Origin of the sequence: Postechiella marina (assembly GCF_039538365.1) — a bacterium.
Taxonomy (GTDB): Bacteria; Bacteroidota; Bacteroidia; order Flavobacteriales; family Flavobacteriaceae; genus Postechiella; species Postechiella marina.
This window is the reverse complement of record NZ_BAABCA010000006.1, coordinates 1-21097: the sequence shown is the minus strand read 5'-3', so window position 1 is coordinate 21097 and position 21097 is coordinate 1. Positions and strand designations below refer to the sequence as shown.

Annotated in this window: 17 protein-coding genes; 5 read left to right on the top strand and 12 right to left on the bottom strand. The window is 32.5% G+C overall.

Translation table 11 applies throughout. The features are described 5' to 3' along the window. From hutI to hutH, 3 genes are read right to left on the bottom strand one after another with little or no spacing between them, the layout of a single operon-like run. On the bottom strand, positions 1–1239 hold the full coding sequence (hutI, locus tag ABD715_RS13780; RefSeq protein WP_344788868.1) for an imidazolonepropionase: 1239 nt from the start codon (positions 1237–1239) through the stop codon (positions 1–3). Continuing rightward, entirely contained in the window at positions 1239–3236 is a 1998-nt protein-coding gene (locus ABD715_RS13775) for a urocanate hydratase (RefSeq protein WP_344788867.1), read from the bottom strand. The genes hutI and ABD715_RS13775 overlap by 1 nt, the downstream gene beginning before the upstream one ends. A gap of 5 nt (positions 3237–3241) precedes the next feature. After that, positions 3242–4732, bottom strand: coding sequence for a histidine ammonia-lyase (gene hutH / locus ABD715_RS13770; protein WP_344788866.1), 1491 nt, complete (start codon positions 4730–4732; stop codon positions 3242–3244). Positions 4733–4821: 89 nt separating this feature from the next. Here hutH and ABD715_RS13765 point away from each other — a divergent pair, with 89 nt between their 5' ends. Together ABD715_RS13765 and ABD715_RS13760 are read left to right on the top strand one after the other, a co-directional pair. Continuing rightward, positions 4822–5703 (top strand): LysR family transcriptional regulator, encoded by an 882-nt coding sequence (locus ABD715_RS13765; RefSeq protein ID WP_344788865.1) that lies wholly within the window; start codon positions 4822–4824, stop codon positions 5701–5703. A gap of 29 nt (positions 5704–5732) precedes the next feature. Beyond that, positions 5733–6584 carry a zinc-dependent peptidase gene (locus tag ABD715_RS13760; protein ID WP_344788864.1) on the top strand — a complete coding sequence of 284 codons (852 nt, stop codon included), beginning with the start codon at positions 5733–5735 and terminating at the stop codon, positions 6582–6584. Here ABD715_RS13760 and ABD715_RS13755 read toward each other — a convergent pair. The 3 genes from ABD715_RS13755 to ABD715_RS13745 form a co-directional block, all read right to left on the bottom strand. After that, complete coding sequence (locus ABD715_RS13755; RefSeq protein ID WP_344788863.1) at positions 6581–7201, bottom strand: pyridoxamine 5'-phosphate oxidase family protein; 621 nt, start codon at positions 7199–7201, stop codon at positions 6581–6583. The two genes, ABD715_RS13760 and ABD715_RS13755, sit on opposite strands and share 4 nt — an antisense overlap. A gap of 180 nt (positions 7202–7381) precedes the next feature. Then, on the bottom strand, positions 7382–7792 hold the full coding sequence (locus ABD715_RS13750; RefSeq protein ID WP_344788862.1) for a nuclear transport factor 2 family protein: 411 nt from the start codon (positions 7790–7792) through the stop codon (positions 7382–7384). Positions 7793–7863: 71 nt separating this feature from the next. Continuing rightward, entirely contained in the window at positions 7864–8424 is a 561-nt protein-coding gene (locus ABD715_RS13745) for a TetR/AcrR family transcriptional regulator (RefSeq protein WP_344788861.1), read from the bottom strand. Between the two features lie 131 nt (positions 8425–8555). On the opposite strand from ABD715_RS13745, the gene ABD715_RS13740 reads away from it, so the two are divergent. Continuing rightward, positions 8556–8972 (top strand): CBS domain-containing protein, encoded by a 417-nt coding sequence (locus tag ABD715_RS13740; protein ID WP_344788860.1) that lies wholly within the window; start codon positions 8556–8558, stop codon positions 8970–8972. A gap of 118 nt (positions 8973–9090) precedes the next feature. Continuing rightward, positions 9091–9510, top strand: coding sequence for a CBS domain-containing protein (locus tag ABD715_RS13735; protein WP_344788859.1), 420 nt, complete (start codon positions 9091–9093; stop codon positions 9508–9510). Here ABD715_RS13735 and rpe read toward each other — a convergent pair. Together rpe and ABD715_RS13725 are read right to left on the bottom strand one after the other, a co-directional pair. Beyond that, on the bottom strand, positions 9507–10169 hold the full coding sequence (rpe, locus tag ABD715_RS13730) for a ribulose-phosphate 3-epimerase (protein ID WP_344788858.1): 663 nt from the start codon (positions 10167–10169) through the stop codon (positions 9507–9509). The genes ABD715_RS13735 and rpe overlap by 4 nt on opposite strands. Before the next feature lie 235 nt (positions 10170–10404). Continuing rightward, complete coding sequence (locus tag ABD715_RS13725; RefSeq protein WP_034041378.1) at positions 10405–11268, bottom strand: sigma-70 family RNA polymerase sigma factor; 864 nt, start codon at positions 11266–11268, stop codon at positions 10405–10407. A gap of 318 nt (positions 11269–11586) precedes the next feature. On the opposite strand from ABD715_RS13725, the gene ABD715_RS13720 reads away from it, so the two are divergent. Further along, the gene (locus ABD715_RS13720; RefSeq protein WP_344788857.1) at positions 11587–14835 is read left to right on the top strand and encodes a choice-of-anchor D domain-containing protein; all 3249 of its coding nucleotides are present in this window, start codon (positions 11587–11589) and stop codon (positions 14833–14835) included. A gap of 88 nt (positions 14836–14923) precedes the next feature. Here the strand turns inward: ABD715_RS13720 and ABD715_RS13715 are convergent, their stop codons facing one another. The 4 genes from ABD715_RS13715 to ABD715_RS13700 all read right to left on the bottom strand — a co-directional run. Then, a complete protein-coding gene (locus ABD715_RS13715; RefSeq protein ID WP_344788856.1) occupies positions 14924–16327 on the bottom strand; it encodes a glycosyltransferase family 2 protein in 1404 nt (467 codons plus the stop codon). 335 nt (positions 16328–16662) lie between these two features. Continuing rightward, positions 16663–18579, bottom strand: a complete 1917-nt coding sequence (locus tag ABD715_RS13710; RefSeq protein ID WP_344788855.1) for an OmpA family protein — start codon at positions 18577–18579, stop codon at positions 16663–16665. Between the two features lie 11 nt (positions 18580–18590). Further along, positions 18591–19526 (bottom strand): PorP/SprF family type IX secretion system membrane protein, encoded by a 936-nt coding sequence (locus tag ABD715_RS13705; RefSeq protein ID WP_344788854.1) that lies wholly within the window; start codon positions 19524–19526, stop codon positions 18591–18593. Between the two features lie 12 nt (positions 19527–19538). After that, positions 19539–21097: Ig-like domain-containing protein (locus ABD715_RS13700; protein WP_344788853.1), on the bottom strand; the 1559-nt coding region annotated here is incomplete at its 5' end.

The following is a 21097-nucleotide window of genomic DNA, read 5'->3' as shown; positions in this document are numbered from 1 at the left end:
TTATTTAATAGCTTTGCCTTGAATATAAACCGATTCTATAAGGTTTGTTCCAAAGGAATAAGGCAAAACACTATAAGAATTAATGGGTTTTGTTAGTATAAAATTTGCAGTTTTACCAATAGTAATAGAGCCTAATTCTTTTTCTAACCCCATGGCATATGCTCCGTTAATGGTTGCTGCATTAATAGCTTCTTTGGGTGTCATACTCATTTTAATACAAGCAGAAGATATTACAAAATTCATATTTCCACTAGGCGAAGATCCGGGGTTGTAATCTGTAGCCAACGCTAGAGGCAATCCGCTATCAATAATTTGTCGAGCAGGTGTATAAGGAATATTTAAAAAATAAGAACATCCAGGTAATGCAACAGGCATTGTTTTAGTGTTTTTTAAAGCTTCAATATCTTCACTAGTCATAATTTCTAAATGATCAACAGATAAAGCCTTGTGTTTTACTCCACATTGTACACCGCCAATAGAAGTAAACTGATTAACATGTATTTTTGGTGTCAGGTTATATTTTTTTCCTGCTTCTAAAATAAGATTTGTGTCTTCCACAGAAAAATATCCGGTTTCGCAAAATACATCGATATAATTTGCTAGGTTTTCTTTTGCTATTTGCGGTAGCATTTCGTTAATAATTAAGTTTAGATATTTTTCTTTTTTATTTTTAAAAATAGCTGGTAGGGCATGAGCTCCTAAAAAAGTAGCTTTTATTTTAATGGGATAATTAGTTTTAAGTTTTTTTATTATACGAAGCATTTTTAATTCGGAGTCGACAGTTAATCCGTAGCCCGATTTTATTTCGATAGCTCCAGTTCCTAATAGGATAACTTCTTTTAAACGTTGTTCACTTTGTTTGTATAATGCTTCTTCTGTAGTGTTTTGTAGTTTTTTTGCAGAGTTTAAAATACCTCCGCCATTGTTAGCAATAGCATTATAAGACATGCCATTAATTCTGTCTACAAATTCACTTTCTCGATTTCCAGAATAGACAATATGTGTATGCGAATCGCACCAAGTAGGAAGTATTATTTTACCTGTAGCATCAATAGTTTTGGTTATATTATTGGTTGGACAATTCTTCATTTTTCCAAAGTCAATAATTTTATCATCTTCAACTAATAAATAAGCATTTTTAATGGTTGGTAAAACTGCCATGTCTTTACCAGAAACAAAGGCTATTGGTGTTTCCCTAACTTGCAGTAATTCTTTAATATTTGTAAAAAGTAATCGCATTAAAAAAGGGTTTTTAATAAATGGTTATCAACTAAATTTGGTAAAGTAACTTTAAGGTTTGGCGACCTATCCATTTCTCGTTTTATAGCAAATAGAGCTTCTTGGTTTCTAGCCCAGCTGCGTCTTGCAATGCCATTATTTACATCGTAAAACAGCATGTTTTTAAGTTTCTCTTGAGCTTCTGTACTGCCATCGAGTAACATGCCAAATCCGCCATTAATTACTTCGCCCCAACCAACGCCTCCTCCGTTATGTATAGATACCCAAGTGGCTCCTCTAAAACTATCGCCAATAACATTTTGAATTGCCATATCTGCGGTAAATTTACTACCATCGTAAATGTTAGAAGTTTCTCTATACGGAGAATCTGTTCCGCTAACATCATGGTGATCTCGACCTAAAATAATTGGTCCTATTTCTTTTTTTGCTATGGCATTATTAAAAGCTTCAGCAATTTTAGCTCGCCCTTCTGCATCTGCATATAAAATACGCGCTTGAGAGCCAACCACCATATTATTTTTTTTCGCTTCTTTTATCCAAGTAATATTATCTTGAAGTTGTAATTTAATATCTTCAGGAGCGTTATTGTAAATATCTTGTAAAACCTCCATGGCAATTTTATCTGTCTTATCTAAATCTTGTATTTTTCCAGAAGTGCAAACCCATCTAAAAGGCCCAAAGCCATAATCGAAACACATAGGTCCTAAAATATCTTGAACATACGAAGTGTATTTAAAATCTATACCATTTTCTGCCATAATATGGGCGCCAGAGCGAGAGGCTTCAAGTAAAAAGGCATTTCCATAATCGAAAAAGTAAGTGCCTTTTGCTGTATGTTTATTAATGGCTGCTATATGGCGTTTTAAAGACGCTTTAACTTTAACCTTGAAAAGATCTGGATCTTCTCTAATTAAGCTGTTAGAGTCTTCGTAAGAAAGCCCTATAGGGTAATAACCTCCTGTCCATGGAATATGTAATGATGTTTGATCTGAGCCTACATGAACAAAAATACCTTCGTCATAAAAGCGTTCCCAAACTTCTACAACATTGCCTATATATGCTATAGATACAACCTCGTTGTTTTTTTGGGCATACTGTACTCTGTTAATTAAATCACTTATATTTTCAATTAAAACATTAACCCAACCTTGTTCGTAGCGTTTTTTTGCTGCTTTGGCATTTACTTCGGCACAAACTGTAATGCATTGCGCTATATTTCCAGCTTTTGGTTGTGCTCCACTCATACCTCCAAGACCAGCAGTTAAAAATATTTTTCCTCTTGGTGTTTCTGTTTTGTTAAGTATTTTTCGAAAAGCATTTATTATGGTAATTGTTGTACCATGAACAATGCCTTGCGGACCAATGTACATAAAGGACCCAGCAGTCATTTGCCCATATTGACTTACGCCTAAGGCATTAAACTTTTCCCAATCATCTGGTTTTGAGTAATTGGGAATCATCATACCGTTACTAACTACCACTCTCGGGGCATATCTAGAAGATGGAAATAAGCCCATTGGATGACCAGAGTACATGTGTAAAGTTTGCTCATCAGTCATAATAGCCAAATATTGCATGGTGATGAGATATTGTGCCCAATTTTGAAAAACAGACCCATTACCTCCATAAGTAATTAGCTCTTCTGGATGTTGTGCAACAGAAGGGTCTAGGTTATTTTGAATCATTAACATAATGGATGCAGCTTGCATCGATTTTGCAGGATACGCGTTTATAGGTCTTGCATATATATTATATTTAGGTTTAAATCTAAACATGTAAATACGCCCATAAGTAAGGAGTTCTTGTGCGAATTCGGAGGCTAATTCATTATGCCAATTTTTAGGAAAATAGCGTAATGCATTTTGAATAGCCAAGCGTTTTTCTTTAACAGATAAAATGTCTTTTCGTTTTGGAGCATGATTGGCATCCTCGGGAAAAACATGTTTCTCTGGTAATTCTTTTGGTATGCCTTGTAGTATGTATTCTTTAAATGTCATGTTATTTATCTTAAGTTGAAGGCTTGCATGTTAACCAGTTTTATCATGTTATTAATATCATCTTTTAAGATGCGGTCGTCTTCAAGTTTCGGAACTTTGTTTCTTATTATTTTAAAGTTTTCTTCAATAATGTCTGAGAATGTATTTGGTCTTCTAAACTCTAATGCTTGTGCGCCATACATAAGCTCTATGGCTAATATTTTTTCTAAATTACCTAATATTTGATTGAATTTTCGACCAGATATACTACCCATCGATACATGATCTTCTTGGCCAAGAGAAGTTGGAATACTATCTGCCGAAGGTGGAAAACATAAAGATTTATTTTCTGTTACTAATGCTGCTGTAGTGTATTGCGGAATCATAAACCCAGAATTTAAGCCACCACCTGTTGTTAATAATCTAGGTAAACCAAATTTGCCTTCTAATAGTAAAAAGCATCTTCGGTCTGCTATATTTCCTAGTTCTGAAGCAGCAATCGAGCAATAATCTAAAGCCATGGCAAGCGGTTGACCATGAAAATTACCTCCCGAAATAGCTTCGGTTTCGTTTAATACAATAGGGTTATCTGTAACCGAGTTCATTTCTATCTCTGCTAGCTCTTCTAAATGATAATAGGCATTTCTTGAAGCGCCATGAACTTGAGGAATGCAACGCATAGAGTAAGGATCTTGAACTCGACTACAATTTTCGTGAGAGCCAACATTTTGCGATTTATAAAGCAACATAAACATGCGTTCTGCAACTTTAATGGTACCCTTAAATGGTCTTATTTTATGAAGCTCGTCTCTAAAAGGAGAAAAACTACCTTGATAGCCTTCAATACTCATAGCTCCAGCAACATCGGCAAGGTCTAATAAATATTCCATCTTGCTTAAACCTACAATAGTATGAGCCAGAATAAATTGTGTTCCGTTTATTAAGCCTAAGCCTTCTTTAGCAAGGAGTTTAATAGGGGTTAACCCATGAGCCTTTAAAACGGTTTTAGCTAGTTTAATATCATTTTCGACCCAAAATTCACCTTCGCCTAGTAGAGGTAAAAAGAGATGCGATAATGGAGCTAAATCTCCCGAAGCACCAACAGAACCTTGCTCTGGCACCACAGGAAGCAAATTGTTATTTATAAAATAAAGAATGCGCTCTATTAACTCTAATCGTACACCAGAAAAGCCTTGAGATAAGGCGTGAACTTTGCAAATCATCATAATTTTAGACAACTCCTTATCTATCGGGTTGCCAACACCTACAGCATGGGTAATTAATAAATTTTCTTGTAGTTTACTGGTTTCTTGTGGAGTAATTTGAACGTCGCATAATGGCCCAAACCCAGTATTAATACCATATATTGCTTTGTTAGATTTAGCCATAACTTCAACATGCTTTCTTGATGTTGATATTTTTACTTTGGCTTCATTGGTAAGTCCAGCCTTTAATGAACCTTTAGAAATGGCTAAAACTTTGCTTACATTAAGTCGGTCTATTCCGTATTTAAACATTGAAGTTATGTGTTAGTTATAAGTACTTCTACAAAGATATTTTAATTTATGATGCTTAATAAGACTAATATTTTGTAATATTGATAACCATGAGTAATCAATTAGAGCTTCGACATATAAAATATTTTTTAGCAGTTGCAGAAGATTTACATTTTAGAAAAGCAGCCGAGCGCTTATTTATATCGCAACCAGGATTAAGTAGACAGATTAAACAAATGGAAACCGATTTAGGTATGGTACTTTTTGAACGTCATAACAGAAAGGTAGAATTAACTAAAGCAGGTATATATTTAAAGCAGGAATTAAGTAGAAATTTAAAGCATTTAGATCATATATTTAGTCATGCAAAATTGTTGCATGACGGTATAGGAGGCGATGTAAAATTGGGTTATGTAGGTTCTGCGATGCAAAACATTATACCAGAATTGCTACTTAGGTTTAAAAATACTCACAACGATATTTTGTTTTCGCTTGTAGAAATGGGTAATGAAAAGCAAATAGAAAGTCTGTTTTCTCAAGATATTGATATAGGTTTTGTTCGTTTAGAACGGGCTCCAAGAGGCATAGAGATAAAACCGATTTTAAAGGAGGTTTTTTGTTTAGTTTTACCAACAGATTATGATATTAACGAACTAGATTTTAAAAACATAAGCCAGTTAAAAGAAGAGTCTTTTATTTTGTTCGATCCAGAATATAGCGCGACTTATTTTGAAAAGGTTATGCAAATTTTTGATGATGCTGGTTTTGTTCCAAACGTATCGCATAAAACCATACATGCAGGTTCTATTTATAAATTGGTAGAAAATGGTTTTGGAGTTTCTATAGTGCCAAAGTCTTTATGTATGGAGAATAATAAAAAAATAAAGTTTATAGAACTTAATAAAATCTCGCAACGTACTACATTATCTGTTGTTTGGAGTAAGGATAATAGAAATCCTGTTTTAGAAAAAATTTTACAGTTTGTTAAGTAATTAATGAAAACTAAAAACGTTAAATTTTGATGATGCCTATTTTATTAATAGAACAATACGCTTTAGAACAGAGGGTTGTACTTGGTGTTTGCTTTAGTTTTTTAGGGCTTTTAATTATTTACTATGGGCTTAAAACTTTAGAAATGGCTTATGTTTTAAAAAATAAGAAGCCATATTTTGTTCATTTTTATTTAAGACTTAAAACATTATCGCATAAAGAAAAATCTATTTTAAGCCAAAATTTTTCTTTTTATAATACATTAAGTAAAAAACATAAAAAGTATTTTGAGCATCGGGTTGCCTTGTTTATAAAGGATAAAGATTTTGTGGGGGCTAAAAATTATATGGTAACAGACAAGATGCGTGTATTAATTTCTGCGACTGCTGTTATGTTAACTTTTGGTTTTAGGGATTTTTATATATCACTTTTATCTAAAATAGTAATATACCCTAAAGCTTTTTATTCTAAGATGAATAAAGCCTACCATAAGGGAGAATTTAACCCTAAATTAAAAGCGCTTGTTTTATCTTGGGAAGATTTTGAAGAAGGATTTAAAATAGAAAATGATAATTTAAATCTTGGAATACATGAGTTAACACATGCCATACATTTAAATAGCATAAAGGAACGCGATATAAGTTCTACTATATTTAAAGACTCTTTTAGCGAGTTAACCTCTTTATTATCTTCTAAAAAAGAGCTTCGAGAAAAGTTAATTTTATCGCAGTATTTTAGAGGTTACGCATACACTAATAAGTTTGAGTTTTTAGCGGTAATTATTGAAAATTTTATAGAAACACCAGATGAGTTTAAGTCTGAATTTCCTAGAATTTATAATAAAGTAAAGCAAATGCTTAATTTTAATATGAATGGTTATTAATTAGTTTCATTTTTTGTGGTTAGCGCTTTTATGTGAATTTCTAGGTTTTCAATATGTTGTTTTAGCGGGTTTATGGCTTCTTCAATTTCTTGCATAGTATAGCGTTGTGTAATGTGTTGCGGGCAATTCCAATCGTAAGCTTCTATATGAAATACTATCATGCGCTCGGGTTTAAAATTGTAATGGTTTAAATCTAGAGTTTTTAGTAAACTAGGGTTGTCTTTTAGTTCTATAATTTCTGATTTAGCAAATATTTTTAGCCTCGATTTATTAGGGTAGTCCATTATAAAAAGCGAGACCTTATTATTGGTTTTTATGTTACCTACAGATATATATTGTTTATTTCCTGAAAAGTCTATAAAGCCTAAACGTTTAGAGTCTAACACTTTTAAAAAGCCTTTTGGACCACCTCTATGTTGTATATATGGGTAATTATTAGTGTTTGTTGTTGCTAGGTAGAAACTATCTTGATTTTCTATAAATTTTTTTTCGTTTGCTGTTAAACCATCCACAACGTTAAATTTTTCCATGCGTTGGTAGCTTTTCCTGCTACCATATTTTTCTTGTAGTTTTTTAACGGGATCTGTAAAGGCAATTTCTGCAAAGTTTTTGGCCATTTTAGTTAGTGGTTTTAGTTGTTTGTGTTTTGTTTTATACAAGGAAACGAAAGTGTTTCCTTGTATTTGTTTTTTGCGTTAGGGATTGATGCGGTATCCTTTTTTGTTTTTCTCAAAAAAGATTTAGCGGAAAGCCCGACCCTTGTGGTAACGCCAAACGAGTTGTGTAAAAAACGAAGCTTACTTAAATTTTCGGTCTGTTTCTTTTATATTAATGTCGTTAGCACTCATATCTCTAACTTGCATTAAACCTGCTTTGTTAAACTCCCAGTGCTCATTGCCATGTGTTCTTTTCCATTGTCCTGTGTCTGCATCTTGCCATTCGTATTCAAAGCGAACAGAAATTCTATTGTCTGTATAAGACCATAAGTATTTTTTTAATTTATAATGTAGCTCTTTTTTCCATTTGTCTTTTAAAAAATGAGCAATGGCTGTTCTTCCTGTAAAAAAGAGGTCTCTATTTCTCCATTTTGAGTCTATGGAGTAGGCTAGAGCTACTTTTTCTGGGTTTTTACTATTCCAAGCATCTTCTGCTGCTTGTACTTTTGCTTTTGCGGTTTCGGCTGTAAATGGTGGTACTAATGCTTTCATAATTTAATTTTTAACGAACAGACAAGTCTGTTTTTTATTGTGATTTATGTACTTTTGTTTATTACTTTTATCTATATTAATATTTTTTTGCAAATATTTTTAGCCGAATTAATGGGCCAAATGTCTTTTTGAATTTGCGATTGTATAATGGCGCCTTCTATAAGTATTAATACTTCGTCTGCTAGTGTTTTTGCTTCTTTACTAGTGTAATTACCTATTTGATTGATGTTGGTATTTAGCCAAGCCCTAAGTTCATTTTTGTGTAACACTGCTTGTTGTCTAATTTTATCATGGTCGTTTGGCAAATCTGTAACTATGTTTTGCCATCCGCAGCCTCTAAAATCTACACTGCTAAGCCAATCTATTAAAAAATCGAAAGTTTTAAATATTTTTTCTTGAGGCAATTTTTCTTGAGAAACAAAATCTTCTAGTTTGTTTGTCCATGTTATATGGCGCTTTTTTAAATAAGTGACAGCAATATCTTCTTTAGATCTAAAATGTTGATACATACTAGCTTTTGCAACACCTGCTTCTGCAATTATTTGGTTTATCCCTGTTTGATTAAATCCTTGAAAATAAAAGAGTTGAGACGCAGTTTCAATTATTCTTTCTTTTACACTTAATTTTTTCATGTTACAAATATATAAAAAAATCATTAAAACAGACAGGTCTGTATTTTTTTTAAGTGTTCTACATGATTTTTGTCATATAAAATGGTTGTAATGTATCGTAATTTTAAGGTACAATTTAAAATTATTTAATCATGAAAAGACGAACTCCAGTTTCAGAAATAATGACTAAAGATATTATTGCTTTAAACAGATCGGACGATTTAGAAAGAGCAGAGATGCTTTTTAAAAGATATAATATTAGACACATGCCTGTAGTTAACGAAGAATCTATTATTGGCATGTTAAGTTATACAGACTTGTTAAAAATTAGTTTTGCAGATGTTACAGAAGATAACCACAATATTAATGCAGTGGTTTATAATATGTTTAGTATAGAGCAAGTTATGACTAAAACCCCTATTTGTGTATCGCCAAATACTACAATTAGAGAGGTGGCAGAAATACTTGCAGAAAGCGAGTTTCATGCCTTGCCTGTAGTCGATAAGGACACACTAGTAGGTATTGTAACTACTACAGATTTAATAAACTATTTGCTAAAACAATTTTAAAATAAAGATCTTTTTTTTATAAGAAGTGGTGCGCATTTTTATAAAGCTTGCAACCGTATGTTTATAGATTTTATGCGGTTGTAAGTTTTTTAAATTAGAATTTAATAATATAAACATTATGGTACGTAAAAGACCAATATCTACAATAATGACTCATCAGGTTATTTCTTTAAATATTGATGACACATTAGAGAAAGCAAAGCATTTGTTTAAAATACATAATATTAGGCACATTCCAGTTGTTTCTAGAGACGCCTTGTTAGGGATAATTAGTTATACCGATTTGTTGCGTATAAATTTTGACGATGCTTTTGAAGAAAAAGGTGATACTAGAGAGGCTATGGTTGATAATTTATTAACAATAGGCCAAGTTATGACTCGAAAAATTGTTAGCGTTAATACATCTAATACCATTAAAGAGGTAGCAGAGATTTTTAAAAAACAACCGTTTCATGCTTTACCTGTGGTAGATGATAATAAGCTAGTGGGTATTGTAACTACTACAGATTTAATAAACTATTTATTAAATAAATTTTAAGAATTTGCTATAGCCTTTAAACCTTTTATTGTCTCTATTTGGTTATCGCTTTTAAAAACGTAGCTTCCAGCAACAAGTACATCTGCACCTGCATCTGTTAGGGCTTTCGCGTTTTTGTTAGTAACACCACCATCAATCTCTATTTTGGTAGATGCTCCTTTTTGTTTAATTAAAGCTTTTAATTTTTTTACTTTATCGTATGTGTTTTCTATAAAGCTCTGTCCTCCAAAACCAGGGTTAACACTCATAATACAAACTAAATCTATATCGTTAATAGTGTCTTCTAGTACATTTATGTTTGTGTGTGGGTTTAAGGCAACACCTGCTTTCATACCTTCTGCTTTTATAGCTTGTAAAGTTCTGTGTAAGTGTGTGCAGGCTTCGTAGTGTACCGTTAAAATGTCGCTTCCTAAATTTGCAAAAGTTTTAATATATCTATCAGGATCTACTATCATTAAATGCACATCGATAGTTTTTTTAGCATGCTTAGCTATAGCTTGTAAAACAGGCATTCCAAAAGAAATATTTGGAACAAAAACTCCATCCATAATATCTATATGGAACCAATCTGCTTCACTATTATTAACCATTTCTATGTCGCGTTGAAGGTTAGCGAAATCTGCTGCTAATACTGAAGGAGCTATTAATTTAGAAGACATTTTTTTATGTATTGTATTTGTTTTGGCAAATATAGAAAGACTTTTAAAAAAACGCTTTACTTTATAGAGAGATTTAAAAATAGATTAGGTATAAAATGAGTGAACCCGTGGTAATCAGCCACGGGTTCTTTCATCAATCAAAAAACGAACAGTTATGATGTAACTGTTTGTTACTATAATTTAGTCGTAAAACAAGCTCAAACTAACAGTTTAGGTTAGCCAAACATCGTTAAAATTATCCTAAATAAGTTTTTAATATTTTACTTCTAGATGTGTGTTTTAATCTACGAATAGCTTTTTCTTTAATTTGTCTTACACGCTCTCTAGTTAGGTCGAAAGTTTCACCAATTTCTTCAAGTGTCATTGGGTGTTGGTTGCCTAAACCAAAGTATAAACGAATAACATCTGCTTCACGAGGCGTTAATGTTTCTAGAGCACGTTCTATTTCTGTGCGTAAAGATTCGTGTAATAATTCGCGATCTGGATTTGGAGATTCTCCAGAGTTTAATACATCGTATAAGTTAGAATCTTCTCCTTCAACTAAAGGAGCGTCCATACTTACGTGACGACCAGAATTTTTCATAGACTCTTTAACATCGTTAATAGTCATATCTAATTCTTTTGCAATTTCTTCAGCAGATGGCGGACGTTCATGACTTTGCTCTAAGAAAGCAAATGTTTTATTAATCTTGTTAATAGATCCAATTTTATTTAAAGGCAAACGTACAATACGAGATTGCTCTGCTAATGCTTGAAGAATAGATTGACGAATCCACCATACAGCATACGATATAAATTTAAACCCACGAGTTTCATCAAATCGTTGAGCAGCTTTTATTAAACCAAGATTACCTTCGTTAATTAAATCTGGTAAGGTTAATCCTTGGTTTTGGTATTGCTTAGCTACCGATACAACGAAACGTAAGTTTGCTTTAGTCAACTTTTCTAAAGCGATTTGATCTCCTGCTTTAATGCGTTGTGCTAATTCTACTTCTTCGTCTGCGGTAATTAAGTCAACTTTTCCTATTTCTTGAAGGTATTTGTCTAATGAAGCGGTTTCCCTGTTGGTAACCTGCTTGGTAATTTTAAGTTGTCTCATCTAATCTTCTGCTGGATTTTATTGTGAATATTAGGGCATTCATATAGTTATACGTACGATATTAAATAAATGTTACAAAAAAGCTGAAATATTTTTATATCTATAATTTTTAGACGCTTTATTTTATAAAAAGTCACAATGTGTTACTTTGTGTAAATTTTTTTATCTAAGAAAACAATAATTAAAACAAGTTGTAAGCGTTAAAAAATCAGATTAAATGCTAATTAAGAAGTAATAATACTACTTTACGTGTGGTAATTGTTATCTTTGTAAGATTAAAAAAAAATACGAATTAATTTAACCCTAAACTCGTAAAAAATGAAAAACAAATTACTTTTTTTAGCATTTGTGCTATCTTCCTTTATAACTATTAAAGGACAAAACAAGAAAATATTTTATGTAGATGAAGATAATCGAGAACTTAAAACCATAAGTACTGATGGTACCCAAGAAGAAATATTCTTCAAAAAAACAGAAGCCTTATCTGCTAGATATTTAGCTGTTAGTAATAATACTCAAGAAATGTTTTTTTCTACAGGAAGTCCTTATAGCATCTATAAGAAAAATTTTGATGGAACTCTAGAAAGTAAACTATACACATCGTCAGGAGTTTCAATATATAATATTGCTGTAGATGAGGTAAACGCCAAATTGTATTGGGTAGAAAATCAAGAACTTAAAAGGTCTAACCTAGATGGAACTTCTGTAGAAACTGTTATTGGTTTAAATGCAGATGTATATTTACGAAACCTTACCATTGGGGCTAATAAATTGTATTGGTCTGAACGATTTTATAATACTAGTAATTTATCAAATACATATTATGTTAAGCGGTCTAATTTAGACGGTTCTGGTATAGAAACGTTACATACAGAGCTTGTCCCTTCAGGGCAACTATATGTAAACGAACTTGGAACGATATACGGAATGCAGGTTGATGATACTAATAATGTTTTGTATTGGGCATCTTCTTCTGCAGATGGAATTTTTAAGAAAAATAGTGATGGTTCTGGTAGTGTAACAGAAATATTAAATGATACTTATGTTAAGTCTCCACGAGGTTTGGCACTAGATGTTGTTAATAATAAATTGTTCTGGACCGATTCAAATTCTTCTTTCGATAATTTAAGAAGTGCTAATCTAGACGGGTCTAATGTAACAGTTTTAAGTAATACAGCTTCAGATCCTTACGGACTTGCTTTGGCTTTTATAAATGAAACTCCAATGGGTGTTCAAGAAATAGATGTACAAGGAAATAGTGTAAGCATTGCTAATAATGATGTTACTCCTGATACTTCAGATTATACAGATTTTGGTAGTGTAGCTTTAAACAATAACTACAAAGATTATAACTTTTTTATTAGAAATTTAGGTGGAGCGACATTAACACTTTCTGGTTCGCCTAAAGTCAATATATCAGGTGCTGATGCAGCAGATTTTACTTTGCAGACTGATGCTTCTGAAACTGTTAATGCTACAGGAAGCACCCATTTTACTATAAGATTTGATCCAAGTGTATTAGGGCTAAGAACAGCAACGGTAACTATCAATTCTAATGATAGTGATGAGGCTGTTTATTCATTCTCTATTCAAGGTTCTGGCGATGTTTCAAGTGGTGAAACAGGAACAAACGATATGCGTTTAACAACTCATGCTACGGGATCAAGTTTAGATAATGAAGATCCAGATGTAGCTTACGATCCTACTTTAAACCGTTTTTTATTGGTTTATGAAACTGAAGTAGCAAATACAGAAGAAGAAATTTTTGGACAATTTGTAAACTCAGATGGAAGCTTAGACGGGAGTGCATTTCAAATTTCATTAACAGGACCTAACGGGAATGATGATATTGATGCTAGTAACCCTAGAGTTGTTTTTAGTACAGTTTCAAACCAATATTTTGTTGTTTGGGAAGGAGATATGGACACGTCTAATACTACAGAAAAAGAAGTTTTTGGGCAATTAATAGGTTCAAATGGTACCTTAATAGGAGGTTTAGGAACAGGACAAATACGTATTTCACAACACGGAGCAGACGGTAATGAAGCATACAGTATAACTAATCCAAGTTTAACGGTTAATACTAGTAGTGGCGAATATTACGTAGTATGGCAATCTCCTACAACAACAACTACAAGTGGAGGAAATACATATGGAGCAGAAGTAGAAATTTTTGGAACTAGAATTAACAGTAATGGAACATTAGTTAATAGCTTAGGTAGCCAAACTAAATTAAGTTCTTTTACAGCAACAAACCAAGCCCCGTCAGTTCCTAGTGTTGCATATAGTAGTTCTACGAATCAATACCTAGTTGTATATTATGCTGATTACCCTACAAATAGCGATAACAATATTTTTGGTCAAATAGTTGCAGCTGATGGTAGTTTGGTAAGTGGTATAAATACGCCTATACAAATTACATCTGTTCCAGAGGATAGAGATGCAGATTATGCTAATGTTGTTTATAATCCTTTATTAGGAGAGTATTTTGTCACATTTCAAGGCGATCATATCAATCCAACAGATGGAGAAGATGAAATCTTTGGTCAACGTATAAGTTCATCAGGTGTTTTAACAGGAGCACCTATACAGTTAAGTTTTGCAGGAGTAGATGGGGATGGAGAAGAAACAGGTTCTTATTCTTCCGTAAGTTATAATACTATAAACGATCAAATATTAGTAACGTTTCAGTCAGAGGAGCCAGGCAGTAGTGCCTATGATATTTTTGCAACAACTTTAGATGCTTCTAGCTATGTTCACTTAGAAACACAAAGTCGTGTTAGTGACATGGGTAATACCAATGGAGATAGTTCTTTTACAGCTCAAAAACCCAAACAAGCTTTTAATACTACTACAGGTGATTTTTTAATTGTTTGGGAAGGTGATGATAATATTCCAGGTGATGGAGAAGACGAGGTCTTTGGGCAATTATGGAGATCTCCTCCAATAGCAGAAATTGATATTAAAGGAAATGCGGTTTCTATTGCAGATGGCGATACAACTCCTGATAGTGCAGATTTTACAGATTTTGAAATGGTAGGGATTTCTAATACGTTAGTTAGAGAGTTTATAATATATAATACAAATACAGAGCAGTTAGTGTTAAGTGGTTCTCCTTTAGTAGAAATTACTGGAACAGATGCTACTCTTTTTACTGTTTCTAAGCAACCAGATGCTGTAATTGAAGCGGGAAATTCTACAACTTTCGAAATTACCTTTGCGCCTACAAGTGTTGGTTTAAAAGAGGCAAGTGTTAGTATTGTTAATAATGACGCTGGAGAAAATCCTTATAATTTTAATATTCAAGGAGAAGGAAATGGAACTTTAGATGTTAGTAAATTAGTTAAAAAAGAAGGATTAAATATTTATCCAAATCCAGCCACAAATAATATTGGTGTACATGGACTTAAAGCAGCTAGCAAGTATTCCATATTTAATATTCTTGGAGCAGAAGTAGGTTCTGGAGTATTAGTTCCTTCAAGTAAAATTGATGTTATGGCATTAAATCAAGGTCTTTACTTACTAAGGCTAGACGGAAACTTAGTTTATAAGTTTATAAAGAAATAATAAGTTTTATATTAATTAAACATCCCTATCAATCATGTATTGTTAGGGATGTTTTTGTTTTGTAAACGTATTAATAAACGTTGTTTTTTTATCTGTTTTTCTCTGATAAACTTCGTGTTAACCAACCTCTTTTATTAGCGGTGGCAATAGCATATGGTGTAATCCAGAAGAGCCCAAAAGTAAATAAAATACTATAGGTATACGCCCATATAGATTCTGATTTTTTATATTTTTTTGCATAAAATAACACCGGAAAAGTAGATAGTATAAGTATGCTAAATATGGTAGAGCTTAAGAATAATAAAGGATGAGAAATAACAAAAAATAGCATGAAAATTAAAAAAGGATAGCTCATAATTATTTGTAGTGACTGACTTATAAATAATAGTCTAATTCCTGTTTTAGATTTTTCTCTAAAGTTTTTAAAAACAAATTTAGACATGGCTAAATTTTCACGCACATTACTTCGTCCCCATCTAATAAACATTTTGTAAAGTCCACGATATTGTTCTGGTACATTGGTATAAGCATATGCGTTTTTTTGAAATAGAACATGTAAACCTTGTTTTAAAATCATGTTTGTAAGTGCTCTATCTTCTCCAATATCCGATGGTTGCCCCATAAAAGTTTGATTAATCCATTCGTCTAAACAGTTAAAAACAGCGTCTCTGCGGTAAGCAGCTAAAGCTCCTGGAGTACATAAAACAGATTTAAGACTACTCTCTGCAGATCTTACAAATTCAAAACTTAGAACAAAGCTTACATCAAGCATTTTTGGAAGCAAATATTTTTCTTTATTTAAAACTCGAATATTTCCTGCTACAGCTCCGCATTGCTCGTCAGATATAAATGGGCTAACTAAGTTGCGTAGTGTATCTTTATTAACTACAGAGTCGCTATCTACAGTTATAAATATATCGCCTTTCCCTATGTTAAAACCGCGGTATAAGGCATGGCGTTTTCCTTTGTTTTCGGGTTGTTTGTATATTGTAAGACGGTTGCCTAATTTTTTCTTGGCTTCTACCATCCATGTCCAAGTGTCGTCTTCACTTCCGTCGTCAATAGCTAATAATTCTAGTTTTCCTTCTGGGTAATCGCTCTCAGCTAAACTCATTAACGTGTCCCATACTTGCTTACCTTCATTATAAGCGGGTACAATTACGGTAGTTGTTGGTAGTTCTTTATCAGAAACCGATGGAATGGCTTTATATTTAATATATAGGTATAAACTATAGCAAAAAAATAAAGCTTTATATGTCAATAATATACCAGCAATAATCATGAAGGTTAATCCTAGAGTACTAGAAACACGTTCTAAATTAAATTTGCTAAAATCTTTTTGGAGTATGAAAAATAAATAAACAGCATCGATCATTAATAAAAACGTACAGAATAAAACAATATGCCCCCATAAATTTTTAGTAGTTATGTTTTTTGTTTTTTGAAGAATGTTGTTAAGTAAATTATAAATTCTTTGTTTTAGTACAGTCATATTTTTTTTCGATTGCAAGTTTCAATTTACTTAGTATACGAGCATATATTCCTTTTTAGATTTTTTTTATCAAAGGTTTTACAAAAAAATAAGTTTATGGTGCCGTTTAACCCAAATACTCTTAAAGTCTTGTTAAATAAAAGGTTTAATAAGAGATGTGATTTTGATTTTTATTGATGCAAGTAGAGGAGGAGTGTCATTATTTAGTTTATAAATTGTAAAGAAATTTTAGTTTATTGTTAACCAATTATAGCTCAATTTTAAAGTGAAATAAATTAAAAGCAAAAAAAAATCACAAACGTAAGGTTTGTGATTTTTTTAATTTTAAATCGTTTTTATTTCTTTACAATGTAAAAATAAGAGCGTCTGTTTAATTGGTGCTCGGCTGCTGTACATCTTACACCATTACTACATTTGTTAAGTAGTTGGCTTTCGCCAAAACCAATGGCACTTTCTATACGCTCAGGAGCAATACCTCTAGATAGTATATAGTCTCGTGTAGATTTTGCTCGCCTATCTGATAGTTTTAAGTTAAAATTATCTCTTCCTCGGCTATCTGTATGCGATTCAATTCTTATAATCATTTTTGGGTTTACTCGCAATACATCTACAATGTTTTCTAATTCGTACCCTGCATCTAGTCTAATATTCGATTTGTTAAAATCAAAATAAATAGGCTTAATTACTATTTGATTTCCTTTGATTAGCGGATCTAAAAATAAATCTTGTTTGTTTATTGTTTCATCATTATCATCGGTATCAAAATTAACTTTGTCATCGGTGTATGTTGTTTTACTACCAATAATAGTGTAGGTTTTATTACAATCTAGTGTAAATTCGTATGCTCCATCTTCAGCAGTAATAATTTGATCAACAATTTTTCCTGTTTCATCTATTAGTTTAACAGAGGTGTTACTTAAAATGTCTTTATTCTCTTTATCTCTTGTAATACCTTTAATTATTTGAGAGCATACTTTGGTGTATACGGTATAAATATCGTCATTACCTTTCCCTTCGGGTCTGTTAGAAGAAAAATAGCTTCTGTTTTTTGTGTTAGATGGATCTACAAAATATGCGAAATCGTCGTAACCACTATTATAAGGAGCTCCTAAATTTATTGGCTCAGCTTTTCTATCTTTAATAATATTAGACTTGAAAATATCTAATAGTCCAAGGTTTAATCTTCCGTCAGAAGAAAAGTAAAGCGTACTATCTTTACTAACAAAAGGAAACATTTCGCGCCCTTCTGTATTTACATTAGGGCCTAGGTTTCTAGGTTTGCTAAATTTGTTTTTTTCAAGAATATCTACTTCATAAATATCTGTTTGTCCAAAACCTCCTTCACGGTCAGATACAAAATATAAGGTTTTGTTATCTGCACTTAAACTAGGGTGCCCTGTAGAGTATACTTCATCATTAATTGGTAGTTCTTTAATGTTTTCCCAAGATCCATCAACAAGTGATGCTTTGTATATTTTTAGATGAGTTGTACCTTTCTTGTCATAATTTAATTTATTTTTTCTAGTTACATTATCCCTTGTAAAATACATGGTTTTTCCATCGTTGGTTATAGTAACATTAGCTTCATGATAGTCTGAATTAATTGCAGATGCTTTTAATAATTCTGGATTGCCCAATTCTAATTGGTAACCTTTATCTTTTAAAGAAACTTCAAATATATCTAAAAAAGGTTCTTTATTCCAACCGTAATTTTTCGTTTTATCTAGACCTCTAGATGAAGCAAAATAAAGCGTATTATTGTGTATATAAGAACCAAAATCTGAAAGCTTAGAGTTAAAAGGTAGGTTCTCAATTTTTATAGATAAAGGATCGTCAATAGTATTAAGTTCATTATAACTTAAAAGTTTATCAAAGTTGTAATCTTTATTCCTGCTGTTATCATTCTGGATTTGTATAAACTTTTTAAGCCAGATATTTGCCTCTGTGTAATTGCCTGTACTTTTTAAAGATTGAATGTATTTAAATAAATATTGAGCAGATATATCGTCGTATTTATTTACAGCTTTGGCATACCACATTGCAGCCTTTTTAGAGTTAGAATTGTTGTAGTAACAGTCTCCTATACGTGTTAAAACATGCTCGCTATTATCTCCTTTTTCAAAGGCTTTTTCATATAATTCACTTGCTTTAACATAGCTATAGTTATCAAAAAACTTATCAGCTAGTTTTACCTGGCTAAACGTTAAGGAACTACAAAGCGTAAATATAATTAGTAATAAATTTGATTTCATAGTTTGATTTTTTAGAAGAATCTAGGTGATTTAATACGTTTGCTTTTAAACACTTCGAACATAAGTAAAACTTCATGCGTGCCACTAGAATATGTTCTTATTTCAGAGATTGGATATTCGTATGCATAGCCAACACGTAATTTTTTAGAAACTTGAAAATCTGTTATAAGTCCTAAAGCAGCTGCAGATTCATTTATTCTGTAAGATCCACCTAGCCAAAACTTATCGTTAAACAAAAAGTTAGCAGTCATATCAAAAGATAGGGGAGCACCGTTAGTTGCTTTAAGTAAAACTGCTGGTTTAAATTTTGTATTTGTACTTAAATCAAAAACATAACCACCGGTAAAGTAGTAGCTAATACGTTCTAAGGCAACATAATCTATAGAGCCATTTCTGCCATTATTGTAATCTGTGTTTAGTATTCTTGGAGCAGATAATCCTATATACCATCTGTTGGTATGTAGGTAAGCTCCAAGTCCTACATTTGGACTCCATCTATTAGATACATCATCAAAAAAGCGATCGTTAACAACCGTTGGGTCGTCTAAAAGCTCTTGATCGATGTGGTAATGTGTAAATCCTGCTTTCATTCCAAAGGCTAATTTAGCTTTCTGTCCCATGGGTAGGGTATATGAGAAATCTCCATATATATATGAGAAATTTTCGTAGCCAAGTTCATCATTTATAAAAGAAAGTCCAACACCTATACGGTCATTCCTTAAAGGCGAATGCACAGATACTGTTTGTGTAGTTGGCCCACCATCGAGACCAACCCACTGACTTCTATGCAAAGCTACAGCACTTAACGTTTCTCTACTCCCTGCATATGCCGGATTTATTGAGATCGTATTATACATATACTGTGTAAATTGAGGTAGCTGTTGCGCCATTCCAATCCAACAATTGGCCAGTATAAAAATAATGAGTTTTAAATTTAATGATTTCATAGTATATCCGGTTTATTTAGTACCTACATAAAATGCTTTCGCGATAGGTTCTAATCCACTGTTTTTTAAATTAATAATGTAATAATATGTTCCGTTTGGAACTTTATCTGCGTTTCCAACAGAAGACTTATGAGCAAAGCCATTCCAATCATTTTGGTAATTAGAGTTTTCGTAAATTTTTGCTCCCCAACGGTTGAATATTTGAAGTTCTACAACAAATCCACAAGTTTCTACTCCTGTAATTGTAAAGAATTCATTTTGAGCATCACCGTTAGGTGTAACCACTTTAGAAATAATTACATCTTCCTTTCCACAAGGTAAAACAACACATTCATCATGAATTTCTATTACGACTTCAATAGTATTTAAACATCCGTTACTAGCACTAGTATAGGTAAACTTGTAAAGACCTAAATCTATATTTTCAGTATCAAATATACTTCCGTCTAGGGTTGTATTTCCTTCTGTAATAATCCAATTACTTCCAGTTTCTCCATTGTTTAAATAATCATTTAAGTCGATTACTCCATCTTCAGAGCACACTCTATCCGTTACCGTTGTAATAAAATCATTTAAAGTTACAGAAATTGTTTGAGTAAAAATTTGACTGTTATCACAATCATCACTAACCGTCCAAGTTCTTATTATTTCATAATCTGTTGGATTGTTTTCATCAAAAGAATTTGTTTCTTCAAACACGACGTCTACAGTTGATGAACAATTATCTGTAAATTCTATTGTTTGTACATCTGGAATGTTATCACATTCGGCTAATAAAGTTTCTTCTATAACAGTTGTTGGCTCAGGAGCAATTGTATCTTCAATTGTTAATGTTGCAACAACCTCAGTAGTATTGTTGTTACTATCGGCAATTGTATATGTAATGGTAAGTGTTCCAGCAGCTCCACAAGTAGACACTAAGTTGTCAAAGTTATAGTCTGATGTTATCTGACCACTAAAAGTCGAATCACAAGAGTCTGTAGCACATAGTTCTAATGCAGCTATATTGGCAGCGTTCCAATCGGAAGCAATACTTTCGTTATCAGTACCATTGCACTCTACAGTTTCATCGTCTATAGAACAGTCAACAACACTTGGAGGGGTTGAGTCTGTAATTGATAGGTAAACAGTTGCTTGATCGCAAGCTTGATTATCATCACAAATTGTATAGACAAACGAATCATTTCCTATAAAATCAGATGAAATAGGCGTGTAATTAAACTCTCCGGTGGTAGCATCAATAGTTACCGTAACACCTTGAACGGTTGTTACTGTTGTTGAGTTTATTGTTTGAGTATCTCCTTCAATGTCATTATCGTTTGTTAAGACGTTTCCACTTAGACTTCCACACGTTGAAGCAAAGAAAGCATCATCATTCGCATTCGTTGAGTTCGGTGCATCTGTAGGTTGTACCGTTACTGTCACCGTAGCAGTATCACAAAGCGCAGGATTCGCATCATCACAAATGGTGTAAGTGAAGGTATCCTCACCAGTAAATCCATCTTCTGGGGTATAAGTAATGGTTCCATCAGGATTAAGAGTTACCGTACCGTTAGCAGGATCCGTAGTCT

Bases quoted from the DNA above. Each gene is read 5' to 3' on its own strand.
- rpe (WP_344788858.1), bottom strand. From the start codon at position 10,169: ATGTCTTCTAAATTAATAGCTCCTTCAGTATTAGCAGCAGATTTCGCT.
- ABD715_RS13755 (WP_344788863.1), bottom strand. From the start codon at position 7,201: ATGGCCAAAAACTTTGCAGAAATTGCCTTTACAGATCCCGTTAAAAAA.
- ABD715_RS13745 (WP_344788861.1), bottom strand. From the start codon at position 8,424: ATGAAAAAATTAAGTGTAAAAGAAAGAATAATTGAAACTGCGTCTCAA.
- hutI (WP_344788868.1), bottom strand. From the start codon at position 1,239: ATGCGATTACTTTTTACAAATATTAAAGAATTACTGCAAGTTAGGGAA.
- ABD715_RS13750 (WP_344788862.1), bottom strand. From the start codon at position 7,792: ATGAAAGCATTAGTACCACCATTTACAGCCGAAACCGCAAAAGCAAAA.
- ABD715_RS13710 (WP_344788855.1), bottom strand. From the start codon at position 18,579: ATGAAATCAAATTTATTACTAATTATATTTACGCTTTGTAGTTCCTTA.
- ABD715_RS13720 (WP_344788857.1), top strand. From the start codon at position 11,587: ATGAAAAACAAATTACTTTTTTTAGCATTTGTGCTATCTTCCTTTATA.
- ABD715_RS13715 (WP_344788856.1), bottom strand. From the start codon at position 16,327: ATGACTGTACTAAAACAAAGAATTTATAATTTACTTAACAACATTCTT.
- ABD715_RS13735 (WP_344788859.1), top strand. From the start codon at position 9,091: ATGGTACGTAAAAGACCAATATCTACAATAATGACTCATCAGGTTATT.
- ABD715_RS13705 (WP_344788854.1), bottom strand. From the start codon at position 19,526: ATGAAATCATTAAATTTAAAACTCATTATTTTTATACTGGCCAATTGT.
- ABD715_RS13725 (WP_034041378.1), bottom strand. From the start codon at position 11,268: ATGAGACAACTTAAAATTACCAAGCAGGTTACCAACAGGGAAACCGCT.
- ABD715_RS13760 (WP_344788864.1), top strand. From the start codon at position 5,733: ATGATGCCTATTTTATTAATAGAACAATACGCTTTAGAACAGAGGGTT.
- ABD715_RS13740 (WP_344788860.1), top strand. From the start codon at position 8,556: ATGAAAAGACGAACTCCAGTTTCAGAAATAATGACTAAAGATATTATT.
- ABD715_RS13765 (WP_344788865.1), top strand. From the start codon at position 4,822: ATGAGTAATCAATTAGAGCTTCGACATATAAAATATTTTTTAGCAGTT.
- ABD715_RS13775 (WP_344788867.1), bottom strand. From the start codon at position 3,236: ATGACATTTAAAGAATACATACTACAAGGCATACCAAAAGAATTACCA.
- hutH (WP_344788866.1), bottom strand. From the start codon at position 4,732: ATGTTTAAATACGGAATAGACCGACTTAATGTAAGCAAAGTTTTAGCC.